Genomic DNA, 14,638 nt, shown 5'->3' on the forward strand with positions numbered 1-14,638 from the left:
AGGGGTCAGTCAGACTGCGGGGACGGCGATTCGTCAACGGGGCGCCGGGGCCCGGGCAGGCGGTCTGCGGCCATGGCGTCGTTGAGAAGGCCGATGGACTGGCGGACCAGGCCCACATAGGCGTCCTCGTCGTTGCGCACGGCGAAGCTGTCGTGCAACAGCTTGTTGTCGTGCTCCTCGAACGCCTTGGCGAGGGCCAGCGCCGCTTCGGGTTTATAGCCCAGCCTCGCCAGCACTTTGGCGCCCAGGCTGATGGCCGAGAGGAAGGTTTCTCGCTCGAACACCTCCACGCCCAGCTCCATCAATTCGTGGGCATGGCCGCGATCGATGGCACGGGCGGCGATGGTGACGTCGGGAAAATGCTGATGCAGATTGCGAGCGATGGTCGAGATGCGGTCGCGCCCGCCCACGGTGATGACCACCAGTTCAGCGCTGGCGACGCCGGCGGCGTGCAACAGGTCAAGCCGGGAAGCGTCACCGTAAAACACCTTGACGCCGAACTTGCGCACCAGGTCGATCTGGGCCGGATCGTCGTCGATCAGGGTCATTTCATAGCCCTGCGCGCGCAGCAGGCGGGTGACGATCTGCCCGAAGCGGCCATAGCCGAGCACGACGATCTTGTGGCGGTCATCGATGTCGTCGCTGTCGCGGGCGTCGCGGCGGGCGTCGAGCTGGGGCGCTACCAGCCGGTCGAAGGCGAGCAGCAGCAGCGGCGTCAGCGCCATCGAGGCGGCGATGGAAACCGACAGCAGATCGTATTCGACGCCCTCGAAGGCATTGGAGCTTTGCGCGAACTGCAGGATGACGAAGGCGAACTCGCCGGCCTGGCTGAGCAGGATCGCCAGCAGGAGGCGATCGGCCAGGTGCATGCGGAAAATGGTGGCCAGCGCGAACAGCACGGCGAACTTGACACCGACAAACCCCACCACCAGGGCCAAAAGGCGCAAGGGCTCGGTCAGCATGATCGAAAACGCGATCGACATGCCCACAGAGATGAAGAACAGCCCCAGCAACAAGCCCTTGAACGGCTCAAGATTGCTTTGCAGCTCGTGGCGATATTCGCTGTCGGCCAGGAGCACGCCGCCAATAAAGGCGCCGAGGGCCGGCGACAGGCCGACATACTGGGTCAGGAGCGCGGCGCCGATGACCAGTGCCAGCCCCAGGGCGGTGAACGCTTCACGCACGCCGGTGCGGGCCACGTAGCCGAGCAGGGGGCGCACCAGATAACGCCCGGCAATAATTGCGGCAATGAAGAGCCCGATCAGGGTGAGCGGGGTAATCCAATCGGTGGGATTGTCCAGCGCTTCGACGGCATCGGCGATATCGACGCCGACGGCCTGGTTGATACCGGAAGTGGCCAGGATGGGAATGGCGGCGAGGATAGGAATAACCGCGACATCCTGGACCAGAAGGATCGCGAGGCCAGCCCGGCCGGTATCGGTCTTGGTGATGTCGCGCTGCTCGACCGTCTGCATGGCAATGGCAGTCGAGGACATGGCGAGCGCCAGCCCGATAACGACGGCGGCATTCCAGCTCAGGCCGGCCGCCTGGATGATCACGGTGAGCAAAGCGGCGGTCAGCAGCAATTGGGTCAGCCCGAGGCCGACGACCTTGTGGCGCATGCGCCAGATTTCGGAGGGTTGCAGCTCCAGTCCGATCAGGAACAGCATCATGACGATGCCGAATTCGGAGGCGTGGCGGATCGTTTCGGTATCGGAGACGAGGCGCAGCCCGTAGGGGCCGATCAGCACGCCTGCCGCGAGATAGCCGAGTACGGTGCCCAGCCCCATGGCCTTGAACAGCGGCACCAGCGCGACACTGGCGGCCAGAAGCACGAAAATGGCCAGCAGGAGATTGTTTTCCAGATGAGTCTCCTGCCGGCGCTATGGGGTGAACATGCTAGTTGTCGGTGTCGCTCTTGAGCGATTTGAGGCGGGCAAAGACCGAGTCCGCGTCGAATTCGTCCTGCTGCTCGGGCGCGTGGTTGGCACCGGTGCCGAAATCGGGGGCATCGGGATCGCTGTGGCCGCGCGCCCCGGAACGGGCCATCGCCTCTTCGGCGGTCATCAGCGTCGTGCCTTCCTCGGCCTCGTCGGGGCCGACGACACCCTTGGAGGCGCGCTTGACCTCGAGATCGAGATCGATCTGGCTGCACAGGCCCAGCGTCACCGGGTCCATTGCCGCCAGGTTGGCGGCATTCCAATGGGTGGATTCGCGCACCGAATCGATGGTCGACTTGGTGGTGCCAACCAGGCGCATGATCTGGGCATCCTTGAGCTCGGGATGGTTGCGGACCAGCCACTTGATGGCATTGGGGCGCTCGTTGCGACGCGAAATGGGGGTATAGCGCGGGCCCTTGCGCTTGGCGGCGGCGACGCGCACCTTGGGTTCCAGCAGCGTCAGGCGATAATTGGGATTGGCTTCGGCCTTCTCGATTTCCTCGCGCGTCAACTGCCCATTCTGGATCGGATTGGCGCCCATGATGCCGCCAGCGACGTCACCATCGGCGATGCCCTGAACTTCAAGCGGATGCAAGGTACAGAACGCGGCGATCTGTTCGAACGACAGCGCCGTGTTGTCGACCAGCCAAACGGCGGTCGCCTTGGGCATCAGCAAGGGCTGGGTCATGATAATACTCTCCTCGTGGCGCGGCCGGTCTTCCTCCGGGCCGCTCCGCCTCTTTGCGTGATGCTGAGGGGGAACACACACAATATATGGGTTTGGTCGTTAAACTGCAACGACAATGTCGCTGCAACCATCGCGGCAAAGCCGTGTTGCACATAGCCGGAAGCGGGTTAAGCTTGGATTGGACCGATGGAGGCGGGGATGGACGAGGACGGGATCGGCAAACCCTTGGGGCACCAAGTCGGCATGGTGCTCGATGCCATGTCGGTGGAAGAATTGCAGGAGCGGATCGCCATGCTCGAGGCCGAGATCGCACGGCTGAACGGGGCCATCGCGGCGCGCAACAAGACCCGCACCGATGCCGATGCCCTGTTCAAGTTTTAACCGGGCTTGGGTTCGGCGGTCAGGCAAGGGGTAAGGTTAAGAAATTGGCTGCTGTTAACGTGCAATTAACGAGTGGGCGGTAACCTCGCCTTGTTCAGGCTTTTCTGGATGTTCAGAGCGATTTCTCCCTCTGTTTGACGCCTCCCTGTTAACTTCGAGAGCCGTTCTTACGGCTCTTTTTTTGTTTGCTGTTTTGGGCAGGTGCTTGATCTTAAAGCTCTTTTCAGGCTGTTGGCAGTCCGGGGATGACGGGGGCGCGGTTTGCCGCTAGACTGGCGCGCAAAGCCTGTGGAGGATGCGTGGCCGAGATCAGCGACAAGGGACAGGCGATCGCCATCGGCCCGCGCATCGTGGCGTCGGGCGGGTTCGACCTGTTGTATCGCGAGGGCATGACGCTGATCGAGGAGGTCGCGTCCTATCTCGATAGCGACGGGCGCGCCGATAGCCGGCTGTTGCCGCGCGAGTCATCGTTTCTGTACGCCACCGAGTCCATGCGCCTGACGACGCGGCTGATGCAGCTGGCCTCGTGGCTATTGCTGCAGCGGGCGGTCAACGAAGGCGAAATCACCGCCGAAAATGCCCGCTCCGAAAAGGAAAAGGTCAAGTTTTCCGCCACCCCCTCGGAGCGCGGCGGACCGGGCTACGAACATCTGCCCGCCGTGCTGCGCGCCTATATCGACAAGGGCGACCGCCTGTTCGACAAGGTCATGCAGTTCGACGTTCTGGAGCGCGGCAAGGTAAGCCTTGCGGATGCGGGGACGGCCAACGGTATCGTGGATCAGTTGGCGCGGCTCAAGGCGGCGTTCGGGCGAGCGTAGCTACTGGGTCATCGCGCCACGCCCTCGTGGTTCGAGGCTCGTGAAGGCTTGCACCTCTCCATGAGGGCTACTGGAAAATCGTGCTGCCTGAGTAGCCCTCATGGTGAGGTGGGAGCGTAGCGACCCTCGAACCACGAGGGCGTGCCACAATGATACGCAAGGATAGTTGTCTCGCCCAAACAAAAAGCCCGGCGCAATGGCCGGGCTTTTGAATTCGCTGGGAACTGGCCTTAAATACCGAGGCCCTTGAAGCGTTCCTTGAAGCGCGAGACGCGGCCGCCGCGGTCGAGCAGCTGGCCGGTGCCGCCGGTCCAGGCCGGGTGGGTCTTGGAGTCGATATCGAGCTGAAGGGTGTCGCCTTCCTTGCCGTAGGTCGACTTGGTCTGGTACTTGGTGCCGTCGGTCATCACCACGTTGATCAGGTGGTAGTCCGGATGGATATCGCTCTTCATGATAGCCTCAAATCAAACGGGCGCCGTGGCGCCCGGAGAACAGGAAACAGGTGTTGGCGGCTTCATAGCGAAATCCCGGCAAATCTGCAAGGGCTGCCCGTGAGCTAATATGTCTCGGACAAAGCGGTTGCGGGGTGTTTGGGCAGTCCTTATGTAGCTGGAATGCCGGACGCGCCGAGGCGCGCCGCTTTTTGTGGATGACAAGCCCCTGCCATGACCGACCAGGCCGTCCCGCTGCCCGCCAATGCCGAAGCCCTTGCCGCGCCCCTGCCGACGCCGCGCAAGCTGCAGCCGCTGCGGCGCTTGTTGCCGTTCGTCCTGGCCTATCCGTGGCGGCTGGCGCTGACCGTTACCTTTCTGTTGATCTCCACCATCGCCTCGCTGGCGATCCCGGCGGCGCTGGGCGGCGTGGTGGACCAGGGCTTTGTCGAGCAGAACCTGTCCAACGTGGCCAGTTACGGCTACCTGATCGTGGGCATCGCCGCGATCATGGGCCTGGCCAGCGGGGCACGGTTCTACTTCATTTCGGTGATCGGGGAGCGCGTACTGGCGGATTTGCGCCAGGCCGTGTTCGTGCACCTGCTGGGCCTCGATGCCCGTTATTTCGACACCCACCGGGTGGGGGAACTGACCAGCCGGCTCAATGGCGACGTGGCGGTGATCCGCAGCGCCGTGGGCTCGAGCGGCTCGCTGGCTCTGCGCTCGGTGGTCACCATTATCGGCGCGCTGATCATGATGCTGCTGACCAGCCCGGTGCTGACGCTGGCCGTGGTGATTGCGGCACCGGCGATCTTGTTGCCGCTAATCGCTTACTCGCGACGATTGCGCGGCATGTCGCGGCGCACGCAGGATGCCCTGGCGGATCTGTCCGCGATGGCGACCGAAATGCTGGGCGCGACGCGCACGGTCAAGTCGTTCACCCAGGAGCAGGTGCAGTCCGGGGTCTATAACGAGCGCAGCGAGGCGAGCTACCAGGCCGAGGTCAAGCGGCTGTTCGCGCGCTCGGCGCTGGTGGCGCTGGTGATATTCCTGGGGACCTCGGCGATCGTTTTCCTGGTCTGGTGGGGTGCCCGTTCGGTGTTCGAGGGCACGGTGAGCGCCGGGCAATTGGCGCAGTTCCTGATCTACGCGCTGATGGCGTCGGGCGCCTTGACCAATGTCAGCGAGGTGCTGGGCACGCTGCAATCGGTGGCCGGCGCGACCGAACGGCTGGTGGAAATCCTCGATACCGAGCCGCAGATCGAGGTGGCGGCGAATCCCAGGCCCATGCCGGTGCCGCCGCTGGGGACCGTGGTGTTCGAGCATGTCGATTTCAGTTACGAGGGCGCCGGGCGCGATCTGGTGCTGCACGACCTGAGCTTTGCCGTAGCCAAGGGGCAGACGGTGGCGCTGGTGGGCGCCTCGGGTTCGGGCAAGTCGACGACCCTGTCGCTGTTGCAGCGATTTTACGATGTCACCGGCGGCGCGATCAAGGTGGATGGGCTGGACGTGCGCGACGTGTCGCCGCTCGAGCTGCGCCGGCGGTTTGCCTATGTCGAGCAGGAGCCGACGATCTTTGCCGGCACTGTCGCCGAAAATATCCGCTTCGGCAAGCCCGATGCGAGCGATGCCGAGGTCGAAGCGGCGGCCAAGGCGGCGCTGGTGCATGATTTCGTCATGGATTTGCCGCAGGGCTATGGCGCCATCGTGGGCGAGCGGGGGGTAATGCTGTCTGGCGGGCAGAAGCAGCGCCTGGCGATCGCCCGCGCCATACTCAAGAACGCGCCGATCCTGTTGCTGGACGAAGCGACCAGCGCGCTTGACGCACAAAGCGAGCGGCTGGTGCAAACGGCCCTGGAGCATCTGATGGCGGGGCGCACGACGCTGGTGATTGCCCACCGGCTCGCAACGATCCGCGATGCCGATACGATTCTGGTGCTCGATGGTGGGCGGATCATCGACCAGGGTACGCATGACCAGCTTGTAGCCAAAGGCGGGCGTTATGCCGAGCTGGCGAAGTTGCAGTTTCGGCTGGATGAGGCGGAGGGGTAGTCCTCCTGCTCCTCGCGTAATTTTCAGTCATCACCCTTCTCCCCTTGAGGGAGAAGGTGCCCGAAGGGCGGATGAGGGGTCTCTTGCTTGTGCATTGAAGTATGGGCGCGCGCAGAACCCCTCACCCTGACATTTCCGCTGAACGCGTCAATGTCTGTCCCTCTCCCACAAGGGGCGAGGGGTGACGACTGGTAACTCAATGCCCTCACCCCTCCGTCAGCTTGAACTCGATGCGGCGGTTGCGGCGGTAGGCTTCTTCGGTGTCGCCGGGGTCGAGGGGGGTGAATTCGCCGAAGCCGGCGGCGATCAGGCGGTTGGGGGAGACGCCTTTGGTAACGAGGTACTTGGCTACCGAAATAGCGCGCGAGGCCGAGAGTTCCCAGTTTGAAGGGAACTGGACGTTGGAGATCGGGCGCTTGTCGGTGTGGCCATCGATACGCAGGACCCAGTTGATGTCGGACGGGATCTCGGTTTCCAGCTGCAGGATGGCGGCCGCCAAAGCGTCGAGGTCGGGCGTGCCGGCGGCCTGGACGGTGGCCTGGCCGGGATCGAACAGCACTTCGGACTGGAACACGAAGCGATCGCCGACAATGCGCACATCGGCGCGGCCTTCCAGGATCTGGCGCAGCCGGCCGAAGAAATCGGAGCGGTAGCGCGATAGATCCTGCACGCGCTGGGCCAGTGCCAGGTTGAGGCGCTTGCCCAGATCGGCGATCTGGGTGCGAGATTCGGTATCGCGAGTTTCCGAAGCATTGAGGGCGGCTTCCAGCGCGCCGATCTGGGTGCGCAAGGCCGCCAGCTGCTGGTTGAGCAGGCTGACCTGGGCATTGGCCTCGTCGGACAGGTCCTGCGCATCGGACAACTCATCGGTCAGGCCGGCGATGGTTTCGTCCTTGCTGGACAGGCCGGTGCCGATACCGGCCAATTGCCCGCTCAGCTCGGCATTTTCCGCATTGGCGCTGGACAACGTGGCTTGCAGATTGGCGAGCTGGGAGGTTAGGTCGTCGGAGTTTGAGCGCTCAAGCTGCAGCAGGTCGGTCAGCTCGGCGATCTGCGAATTGAGGCGCGACAAAGCGGTGTCCTTGCCCTGGATCTCGCTGCCCAGGAAGAACTGCGTCAGCATGAACAGCGACAGCATGAAAATGATGACGAGCAGCAGGCTCGACAGGGCGTCGACGAAGCCGGGCCAGTAATTGGCCTCGATCCTGCGGCGGGAGCGGGCTCCGGGCATGGTCAGGCGCGCCGATCGGTGTCGTCCTGGTCCAGCATGGCCTGGATCAGATCGCGCAGCTTCTTGTTGGTTTCGCCCTGCTCGACGATGTGGGTGCGCAGATCGTCCTGCTCGGTGCGGATATGCTTGACCAGTCCGTCGATGCCGCGCGCCAGTTCGGCCATGGCGCGGATGGCGTTCTGCGAGGAATTCTGGTTCTGCATGGTGTTGCCGAGGCTGTCGATCATGGCCTGCATGTCGGCGCCCTGCATGCCCAGGCCATTGGCCTGCATGGCGGTCACCGGATGGTCCAGTTCGGTCATCGAGGTCATCCAGTCCTCGAGATCGGTGTAAAAGGCGTTCTGCGCCTGGCTGGTCTGCAGATCGAGAAAGCCCAGCACCAGCGAACCGGCAAGGCCGAATAGCGAGGAGGAGAACGCCGTGCCCATGCCAGCCAGCGGGGCGGTCAATCCCGACTTGAGATTGCCAAACAGGGACGCGGTATCGCCGGCGGTGACATCAAGCGCATTGATGACGCCGGCGACCGAGGTCACCGTTTCGAGCAGACCATAGAAGGTGCCCATCAGGCCCAGGAAAACCAGCAGGCCGGTGAGATAGCGCGAGGTATCCTTCGCTTCATCGAGCCGGTTGCCGACGCTGTCCAAAATTGAGCGCATCGAGGACGGGGTGATGATCGCTTCCCCGATCCGCTCGCGCAACAGGCCCGCCACCGGTGCTAAAAGAATAGGCGGACGCACCGTGCTGGCGGAGCCGTCCTGCAGCGAATTGACCCATTTGACCTCGGGAAACAGGCGGTAAATCTGGCGGAAGCTGAGGAAAATGCCGACGGCAAGGGTAAAGGCGATCAGCGAGTTGATGAACGGATTGGCCCAGAAGAAGGTATAGATCGTGGTGCCCAGAATGGCGCCGACCAAAGCCACGATGATCAGGAAGATCACAATCTTGATGAGATAAACGGTGGGGCTGGCAAGATGGTAGGGATCGTAGCCTTGCGTCATCGGTGTGTGGCCCTGGTCCTGCGCGGCAAATCATCAGCGCGCAGAGTAGTCAGAGCAGATGGGTGTGACAATCGGAAAGGTTAACGCCTGCGGACCTGTGATCGGCTTTCGGCGCAGGCGCGGCGGCGCTTGCGTCGTCCAGCACCGGCAATTGGCGGACGGCAGCGAGACGTGGTCCGACCCGGGTTGGAGGACGCGAAAATCAGGATGGATGATGCCCGTTCAGATGCTGGTGCGGCCGTCAATTTGCCTTGTCTGGGGCGTCACGGAAGTTTCGCACGGGGTCGCTAAGCCGGGGCCATCAGTGCCAGCCGGATGCTCCGCCCATGCCGATCGCTATCGACAAATTCGCCGCCTACTATGCGCGCAGCCAACATCGGGAGCCGCCCCTTCATCTGGGAACGCGTTATGACCGTGCGGGCCGGTTCCTGCCCGAGCCGGGCAATACCGTGGTCTGCCATCTGGTTGCCGGTTCGGCAACGGAAGCGGCACTGACCGATGCCAAAACGCGCTACGAGGCTATGCCCGATGCTGCCGGGCTCGCGTTCACGCCGGTCGAAAGTTACCACATGACGCTGTTCCAGGGCATCATCGAGGGCCGGCGAAGCTATCCGTTCTGGCCGGCCGATGTGGCGAGCGACACGCCGATCGAGGTGATGACGCAGCTCTTGGCCAAGCGGCTCGAGCGGTTGCCGAAGCTGCCTCCGTTCGCGGTCGAGGTGTCAACGGCGCTGCCGACGGGCCTGTTGGTGGACGGTGCCACGGCGGGGGACCGCCATGCGATGGCGCAATGGCGCAACAGCTTTGCCGAGGTGTTCGGCTACCGCCACGCCGATCACGAGCAGTACGCGTTTCACATCACCACGGCGTATATGATCGACTGGATCGACGATGCGGCGCTGCCCGCCTGGCAGGCTATGCTGGACCAGGTATGCACCGAGATCGCCCGGCGCGCGCCGCGGTTGGAGCTGCGGGCGCCGGCGTTCTGCAGCTTTGCCGATATGAACTGGTTCGAGGAACTGCGCGTGTTCGAACCTGGGCCGGCTATTGCACAGCCCTGATCTGCTTGAGAAGGGCCGCCTGGATGGCTTCGTTGCCGGCAACGACCTGGCCGTTCCAGACCGAGCCGGGGGCGCCGGCGTAGTCGGAAACGAAGCCGCCGGCTTCCCTGACCATCAACAGGCCCGGGGCGACATCCCACGGCGCCAGGCCCGCTTCCCAGACGCCGTCGAAGCGGCCCGAGGCGAGCCAGGCCATGTCCACCGAAATGGAGCCGGTGCGACGGATGCCGGCGACAGCGGGGTTGATGTGGGCGAGCTGGCGCAATTGCATGGCGTCGTTGGCGGTGCCCTGGGTCTTGATGCCGGTGCACAGTACCGCATCGGCGAGTTGCTTGCGGCCGGCGACGCGCAGGCGCTTGCGGTCGTTCATCCAGGCGCCACCACCTTTTTCGGCGGTGTACAGTTCGTCCATCACCGGATTGTAGATCACCGAAGCGACGATGTCGTTGGCGCGTTCCAGCGCGATGGCGACCGCGAACATCGGCAGGCCATGCAGGAAATTGGTGGTGCCGTCGAGCGGGTCGATGATCCAGCGATGCTGGCCGTCGGTGCCGGCGACCTCGCCGCCTTCCTCCATCAGGAAGGCATAGGTTGGCCGCGCCTTCTTGAGCTCGTCGAAACAAATTTGCTCGGCGCGCCGGTCGGCATTGGAGACGAAATCGGCGGGGCCCTTGCGGCTGACCTGCAGGTTCTCGACTTCGCCGAAATCCTTGGTCAGCGACTTGCCGGCCTTGACGGCGGCCTGGACCATGACATGAAGAATGGCCGAACGTGCCATGGCTAGTCGGCCCGGCGCATATAGGTGACTTCGGTGGTGTCGACCACGATGCGCTCGCCGGTATTGACGAACTGGGGCACCATGACCTTGAGGCCATTGGAGAGCTTGGCCGGCTTAAACGAATTGGCGGCGGTCTGGCCCTTGACCGCCGGATCGGCCTCCACGACTTCCAAAACGACATTGGGTGGAAAGCGCACGCCGAGCGGGGTTTCCTCGTGCATTTCGACAGTGATCTTCATCCCGTCCTGCAGAAACGCGGCGCGGTCGCCAACGAATTCCTTGAGCAATTCGATCTGCTCGTAGCTGTCCTGGTCCATGAATACCAGGGCGTCGCCCTGCTCGTAGAGATAGGTAAAATCGCGAAACTCGAGGTCGACCTGCTCGACGGTTTCGGCCGAGCGAAACCGCTCGTTGAGCTTGGTGCCGCCCAAAATGGCCTTGAGTTCGACCTGGGCATAGGCACCGCCCTTGCCCGGCTTGACATGATCGACCTTGACGGCGACCCAGAGGCGATCCTGATGCATGATCGCCATGCCGGGGCGGACTTCGTTGCCGTTGATTTTAGCCATTGTCTCGTTTTTTCAGGTGATGAGTGTCGGGTGCCGCTGCGCGGCCAGCCCTATTGCGGATGGCTCCGAGCGGCGCCGCTGAAGGGGTGCGCGCTTATTGCCCAGAACGGGCGCCGATTCAAGGGTTTTGCGCCGGCGCATCGGCCGCCGGTGCAGTGCTGGCAGCCGGTGCTTCGTTGGCATCGGTGGGGGCCGGCAGCGTCTGGCCCGCAGGTTCGGGAGCGGCGGCGGCGGGCGCCGTGGCATCGGGCAATTGGGAGGGCCAGAACCGGGCACGCTCCTCGGCGCTGGTCAACTGATCGGCCGGGATGGAGACCAGGAGACGATCGAGCGCGGGATCGCTCAGGCCCTGGCGGCGGGCCAAGGCGCGCCACATGGCGGCTTGCTCCAGGTTCAGCGTGGTGCCTTCGCCCGCAGCCAGGAGCTTGGCATAGCGGTTCTGCGCCACGGGGCTGCCGGCCTCGGCGGCGCGCTCATACCAGCTGGCGGCGCCTTGCGTATCCTTGTCAATGCCTTGGCCCATATAGAGCAGGGTAGCATAATCGATCTGGGCATCCACAAGGCCGGCTTCAGCGGCCAGGCCGATATAGCGGGCGCCGGCCACCGGATCGGGCAGCGCGCCCGCGCCCTGGATCAGCATGGTGCCGTAGTCATATTGCGCTTCGGGCAATTTGGCATCGGCGGCCTGCTTGAGCAGTTCGGCGGCCAGCGTCAGGCTGGGCGAGGCATAGGTGCCTTCGACATGGAGCAGCGCCATGTTGTATTTGGCGGGCATATAGCCGGCATCGGCGGCCTTGCTGAACAGATCGGCGGCGCGCCGGCGATTGATCGGCACGCCCTGGCCCTGTTGATACAGCAAAGCCAGCTCGAAACTGGCCAGCATGTCGCCATTGTCGCTGGCAAGTTGATACCAGCCGGCGGCACGCTGCGGGTTTTCGGCGACGCCGAGGCCCTTGCAGTAAATTTCGGCGATCAGGGTCTGGGCGGCCGCATCGCCTTGGCCGGCACGGGGCAAAGCCAGTTCAAGCGCCGTCAGGAAATAGCCGCGCTGAAAGGCGCCAAAGGCCTCGTCGACCTTTTGGCGGGGGCCGAAGATTTCCTTGCTGATGGTTTCGGCGGGATTGTCCTGTGCCTGCACGCTCGAGACCAGCAGAGCCCAGGCCAGGACGAACCGCGCGATCGGCGCGCGCATCAGACGGGCTCCATCGCTTGGGCAAAGCCGGCGGCAGTCGCGGCAGGCTGGGCGGTCCACAAACTGTCCGACAGCGCGATAAACTCCACCGCGGCGGTCTGGGCGGTTTGGGGCGTGGCGGCCGGATCGCTCAGTACCGCCGGGATTTCGAAGGTCTCGCTCCACCAGAGCGCCAGGTCCTCGGCGGCGGCGTCGAAAGGACCCGCCACTGGCCCGAAAAACAGGTAGTCCACGTCCAGCTCGCCGGCCGTCATGGCGTCGTGACGGCTGCCGATATTGCCGGCCCCGACGATGAGAGAGGGCTTGAGGGCCTTCACCGCAGCCTTGATGGCCATTGCATCGCCACTGACGTGAACGCCATCGGCGCCCAGGCGCTTGGCCAGTGCCGCGTCGTCCTCGACCAGCACGGCGCAGCCGGCGCCCTGGCCCACATTGACGATCGCTTGGGCAAGGCGCGTGTAATCGGCTTCGCTGCGCTCGCCGCGCTGCACCAGGATGGCCGCGACCGAGGCTGCACCCAAAACAGCCATCAGCGTTTTGGGGAAGCCGTCCGGGTCGGCGGATGCAGGCGTGACGATGAACAGTTGAGCGGCCATGGACTTCCGGAGCGTTGACGCATGGCGCTCTATGACGCGCCATTTTGGCGACAAAAGGGACGATCACTCCAATAGGCAAAAGGGGGTGCGGACGCAATCGGGCACAATGGCACCTTGGCAGCACAAAAAAGCGCGCCCCGAAGGGCGCGCTGCAGTGAGGCGTTGGGACGCCGGTTGGAAAAGATCAGGCCGCCTGATCGACCGCAGGCTCCCACTTGCCCAGGGCAGCGAGGGAGTTCATGCGGGCGCGATGAGTGAAGGCGGCTTGCGCCGCGGGGAAATTTTCACGGCGGCCGGCCCAAGTGCGCAAGGCGACGTTCTGCAGCGCGCGGCCATAGGAGAATGTCAACGGCCAGGGCAGGCCCTTGATCTGGTTGATGGCGGACAGGTGGGCGGTGGCTTCCTCGTCGGTCTGCCCGCCGGACAGGAAAGCAATGCCCGGAACGGCAGCGGGTACGTGTTCGCGCAGCACCTCGATGGTGCGCTTGGCCACGTCCATGACGCTTGGCCGGTCGCGCGAGTTGACGCCGGGCAGCACCATATTGGGCTTGAGCAGCATGCCACCGAGATCGACGCCGGCGAGCCGCAATTCCTTGAAGACGTTTTCGAGCACTTCGCTGGTGACCTGGGCGCAGCGTTCCATCGAGTGATTGCCCGGATCGCCATCGCCGACGACCTCGGGCTCCACCACCGGCACGATCCCCGCTTCCTGGCAGAGGATCGCGTAGCGGGCCAAAGCATGGGCGTTGGCGCGGATATTGTTGCGGGTGGGGGCGACGTCGTTGATGGTGATAACGCCGCGCCATTTGGCGAACCCCGCGCCCAGGGTCGCGTAACGCTGCAGGCGCTGGCGCAGGCCATCGAGGCCTTCGGTGATTTTTTCGCCGTTATCGCCCGGCATGGGGAAGGTGCCGCGATCGACCTTGATGCCCGGGATGACGTCGGCATCGGCCATCATGGCGCGGAACGAAGTCCCGTCGGCGGCCGACTGCTCGAGCGTTTCTTCGGTCAGGATGACGCCCGAGATGTAGGTCTTCATTGCATCGGTGGAGCGAAACAGCATCTCGCGATAATCGCGGCGCAGATCGAGCGTGTTGGGCAGGTTGATCTTGGCGAAGCGCTTGGCGATGGTGCCTTCGGATTCGTCGGCGGCCAGGATGCCCTTGCCCGGTTCCATCAGTTTCTGGGCGATCGAGTTCAACGACATCGGGTCGGTCCTCCTCTTGGCTTGGATGCGCCAGATTAGACTTTCGTTTCGGAGCGAGCGATTAGACCTAGGGTTATTAGACGAAGGGTGGATGGAACGCTCATCGCGGTTCGTCCGGCCAAGCTCGAGCTGTATGGATTACCCTGAGGATCCAGACAAGATCGGTCTCTACCCGGTAGACCAATATATAGCTACTTCCTGGCACCGAGAGTTCACGCGTTGCGGTGACGCGGCCTTCCCTGCCCAGATAGGGCAATCGCGTTAGCTGGTTGGCGCGGTCTTCAAAGCGTTCGTCGAGCCGCAGAGCCGCGTTTGGATTATCCGCCTCGACATATTCATAGATGAGATCGCGGTCTTTGCGTGCGACGCTCGTCCAGCGCAGCTTCATTTCGCACTGAGTGCTCGCCGTGTCGCCGCGCGTTTCTCAGCGAAGAAAGTTTCGACTTCCTCGGATGAGTAACCTGGATGCGGATCATCAAGGGCTTCCTGTACCTTCGCGCGAAACCAACGGTCATATTCTTGGGGATCGCTTGTAAGGTTGAAGGGCAATGCACCTTCGTTTGCCACCTTCGTCAGAAGAATGCGCACCGCGTCAGACACCGACAATCCCATCATGGCCAGCACTTCGCTGGCGCGTTCCTTAACGTCGCGATCGATACGGGTCTGGATCAATGCATTTGCGGGCATGGTTGTCTC

Annotated in this window: 16 protein-coding genes; 4 read left to right on the forward strand and 12 right to left on the reverse strand. The window is 63.6% G+C overall.

Annotation, left to right across the window (positions count from 1 at the left end; translation table 11 throughout):
- Window positions 1-5: 5 nt before the first annotated feature.
- Together ACFE8X_RS14580 and ACFE8X_RS14585 are read right to left on the reverse strand one after the other, a co-directional pair.
- Window positions 6-1,835: a monovalent cation:proton antiporter-2 (CPA2) family protein gene (locus ACFE8X_RS14580; protein WP_375452214.1), complete on the reverse strand. Its 1,830-nt coding sequence runs from the start codon at window positions 1,833-1,835 to the stop codon at window positions 6-8.
- A gap of 64 nt (window positions 1,836-1,899) precedes the next feature.
- Complete coding sequence (locus ACFE8X_RS14585; protein WP_375452215.1) at window positions 1,900-2,628, reverse strand: DUF1013 domain-containing protein; 729 nt, start codon at window positions 2,626-2,628, stop codon at window positions 1,900-1,902.
- 198 nt (window positions 2,629-2,826) lie between these two features.
- Here ACFE8X_RS14585 and ACFE8X_RS14590 point away from each other — a divergent pair, with 198 nt between their 5' ends.
- Both ACFE8X_RS14590 and ACFE8X_RS14595 read left to right on the forward strand, forming a co-directional pair.
- Complete coding sequence (locus ACFE8X_RS14590; RefSeq protein WP_375452216.1) at window positions 2,827-3,009, forward strand: DUF1192 domain-containing protein; 183 nt, start codon at window positions 2,827-2,829, stop codon at window positions 3,007-3,009.
- A 299-nt stretch (window positions 3,010-3,308) separates the two neighbouring features.
- Complete coding sequence (locus tag ACFE8X_RS14595; RefSeq protein ID WP_375452217.1) at window positions 3,309-3,827, forward strand: DUF1465 family protein; 519 nt, start codon at window positions 3,309-3,311, stop codon at window positions 3,825-3,827.
- A gap of 230 nt (window positions 3,828-4,057) precedes the next feature.
- On the opposite strand, the gene rpmE is transcribed toward ACFE8X_RS14595, so the two are convergent.
- On the reverse strand, window positions 4,058-4,279 hold the full coding sequence (gene rpmE / locus ACFE8X_RS14600) for a 50S ribosomal protein L31 (protein WP_375452218.1): 222 nt from the start codon (window positions 4,277-4,279) through the stop codon (window positions 4,058-4,060).
- Window positions 4,280-4,492: 213 nt separating this feature from the next.
- Here rpmE and ACFE8X_RS14605 point away from each other — a divergent pair, with 213 nt between their 5' ends.
- Window positions 4,493-6,310, forward strand: a complete 1,818-nt coding sequence (locus ACFE8X_RS14605) for an ABC transporter ATP-binding protein (RefSeq protein ID WP_375452219.1) — start codon at window positions 4,493-4,495, stop codon at window positions 6,308-6,310.
- A 205-nt stretch (window positions 6,311-6,515) separates the two neighbouring features.
- Here the strand turns inward: ACFE8X_RS14605 and ACFE8X_RS14610 are convergent, their stop codons facing one another.
- Both ACFE8X_RS14610 and ACFE8X_RS14615 read right to left on the reverse strand, forming a co-directional pair.
- On the reverse strand, window positions 6,516-7,541 hold the full coding sequence (locus ACFE8X_RS14610; protein WP_375452220.1) for a peptidoglycan -binding protein: 1,026 nt from the start codon (window positions 7,539-7,541) through the stop codon (window positions 6,516-6,518).
- A 2-nt stretch (window positions 7,542-7,543) separates the two neighbouring features.
- Window positions 7,544-8,539, reverse strand: coding sequence for a flagellar motor protein MotA (locus tag ACFE8X_RS14615; RefSeq protein ID WP_375452221.1), 996 nt, complete (start codon window positions 8,537-8,539; stop codon window positions 7,544-7,546).
- A gap of 326 nt (window positions 8,540-8,865) precedes the next feature.
- On the opposite strand from ACFE8X_RS14615, the gene ACFE8X_RS14620 reads away from it, so the two are divergent.
- Window positions 8,866-9,600: a DUF1868 domain-containing protein gene (locus ACFE8X_RS14620; RefSeq protein ID WP_375452222.1), complete on the forward strand. Its 735-nt coding sequence runs from the start codon at window positions 8,866-8,868 to the stop codon at window positions 9,598-9,600.
- On the opposite strand, the gene ACFE8X_RS14625 is transcribed toward ACFE8X_RS14620, so the two are convergent.
- The 7 genes from ACFE8X_RS14625 to ACFE8X_RS14655 form a co-directional block, all read right to left on the reverse strand.
- Window positions 9,584-10,378, reverse strand: coding sequence for an inositol monophosphatase family protein (locus ACFE8X_RS14625; RefSeq protein WP_375452223.1), 795 nt, complete (start codon window positions 10,376-10,378; stop codon window positions 9,584-9,586). The genes ACFE8X_RS14620 and ACFE8X_RS14625 overlap by 17 nt on opposite strands.
- Window positions 10,379-10,380: 2 nt before the next feature.
- Complete coding sequence (efp, locus tag ACFE8X_RS14630) at window positions 10,381-10,947, reverse strand: elongation factor P (protein WP_375452224.1); 567 nt, start codon at window positions 10,945-10,947, stop codon at window positions 10,381-10,383.
- A gap of 118 nt (window positions 10,948-11,065) precedes the next feature.
- A complete protein-coding gene (locus tag ACFE8X_RS14635; RefSeq protein WP_375452225.1) occupies window positions 11,066-12,139 on the reverse strand; it encodes a tetratricopeptide repeat protein in 1,074 nt (357 codons plus the stop codon).
- Window positions 12,139-12,735: a thiamine phosphate synthase gene (locus ACFE8X_RS14640; RefSeq protein WP_375452226.1), complete on the reverse strand. Its 597-nt coding sequence runs from the start codon at window positions 12,733-12,735 to the stop codon at window positions 12,139-12,141. Before ACFE8X_RS14640 ends, ACFE8X_RS14635 begins: the two co-directional genes overlap by 1 nt.
- Before the next feature lie 184 nt (window positions 12,736-12,919).
- A complete protein-coding gene (locus ACFE8X_RS14645; protein WP_375452227.1) occupies window positions 12,920-13,942 on the reverse strand; it encodes a class I fructose-bisphosphate aldolase in 1,023 nt (340 codons plus the stop codon).
- A gap of 100 nt (window positions 13,943-14,042) precedes the next feature.
- Window positions 14,043-14,330: a type II toxin-antitoxin system RelE/ParE family toxin gene (locus ACFE8X_RS14650; RefSeq protein WP_375452228.1), complete on the reverse strand. Its 288-nt coding sequence runs from the start codon at window positions 14,328-14,330 to the stop codon at window positions 14,043-14,045.
- Window positions 14,327-14,629: a type II toxin-antitoxin system RelB/DinJ family antitoxin gene (locus ACFE8X_RS14655; RefSeq protein WP_375452229.1), complete on the reverse strand. Its 303-nt coding sequence runs from the start codon at window positions 14,627-14,629 to the stop codon at window positions 14,327-14,329. Before ACFE8X_RS14655 ends, ACFE8X_RS14650 begins: the two co-directional genes overlap by 4 nt.
- Window positions 14,630-14,638 lie beyond the last annotated feature (9 nt).

This window comes from uncultured Devosia sp. (genome assembly GCF_964244875.1).
In the GTDB taxonomy this organism is placed as follows: Bacteria; Pseudomonadota; Alphaproteobacteria; order Rhizobiales; family Devosiaceae; genus Devosia.

Bases quoted from the DNA above. Each gene is read 5' to 3' on its own strand.
- ACFE8X_RS14635 (WP_375452225.1), bottom strand. From the start codon at position 12,139: ATGCGCGCGCCGATCGCGCGGTTCGTCCTGGCCTGGGCTCTGCTGGTC.
- ACFE8X_RS14655 (WP_375452229.1), bottom strand. From the start codon at position 14,629: ATGCCCGCAAATGCATTGATCCAGACCCGTATCGATCGCGACGTTAAG.
- efp (WP_375452224.1), bottom strand. From the start codon at position 10,947: ATGGCTAAAATCAACGGCAACGAAGTCCGCCCCGGCATGGCGATCATG.
- ACFE8X_RS14615 (WP_375452221.1), bottom strand. From the start codon at position 8,539: ATGACGCAAGGCTACGATCCCTACCATCTTGCCAGCCCCACCGTTTAT.
- ACFE8X_RS14605 (WP_375452219.1), top strand. From the start codon at position 4,493: ATGACCGACCAGGCCGTCCCGCTGCCCGCCAATGCCGAAGCCCTTGCC.
- ACFE8X_RS14620 (WP_375452222.1), top strand. From the start codon at position 8,866: ATGCCGATCGCTATCGACAAATTCGCCGCCTACTATGCGCGCAGCCAA.
- ACFE8X_RS14610 (WP_375452220.1), bottom strand. From the start codon at position 7,541: ATGCCCGGAGCCCGCTCCCGCCGCAGGATCGAGGCCAATTACTGGCCC.
- ACFE8X_RS14585 (WP_375452215.1), bottom strand. From the start codon at position 2,628: ATGACCCAGCCCTTGCTGATGCCCAAGGCGACCGCCGTTTGGCTGGTC.
- ACFE8X_RS14645 (WP_375452227.1), bottom strand. From the start codon at position 13,942: ATGTCGTTGAACTCGATCGCCCAGAAACTGATGGAACCGGGCAAGGGC.
- ACFE8X_RS14625 (WP_375452223.1), bottom strand. From the start codon at position 10,378: ATGGCACGTTCGGCCATTCTTCATGTCATGGTCCAGGCCGCCGTCAAG.
- rpmE (WP_375452218.1), bottom strand. From the start codon at position 4,279: ATGAAGAGCGATATCCATCCGGACTACCACCTGATCAACGTGGTGATG.
- ACFE8X_RS14590 (WP_375452216.1), top strand. From the start codon at position 2,827: ATGGACGAGGACGGGATCGGCAAACCCTTGGGGCACCAAGTCGGCATG.
- ACFE8X_RS14640 (WP_375452226.1), bottom strand. From the start codon at position 12,735: ATGGCCGCTCAACTGTTCATCGTCACGCCTGCATCCGCCGACCCGGAC.
- ACFE8X_RS14650 (WP_375452228.1), bottom strand. From the start codon at position 14,330: ATGAAGCTGCGCTGGACGAGCGTCGCACGCAAAGACCGCGATCTCATC.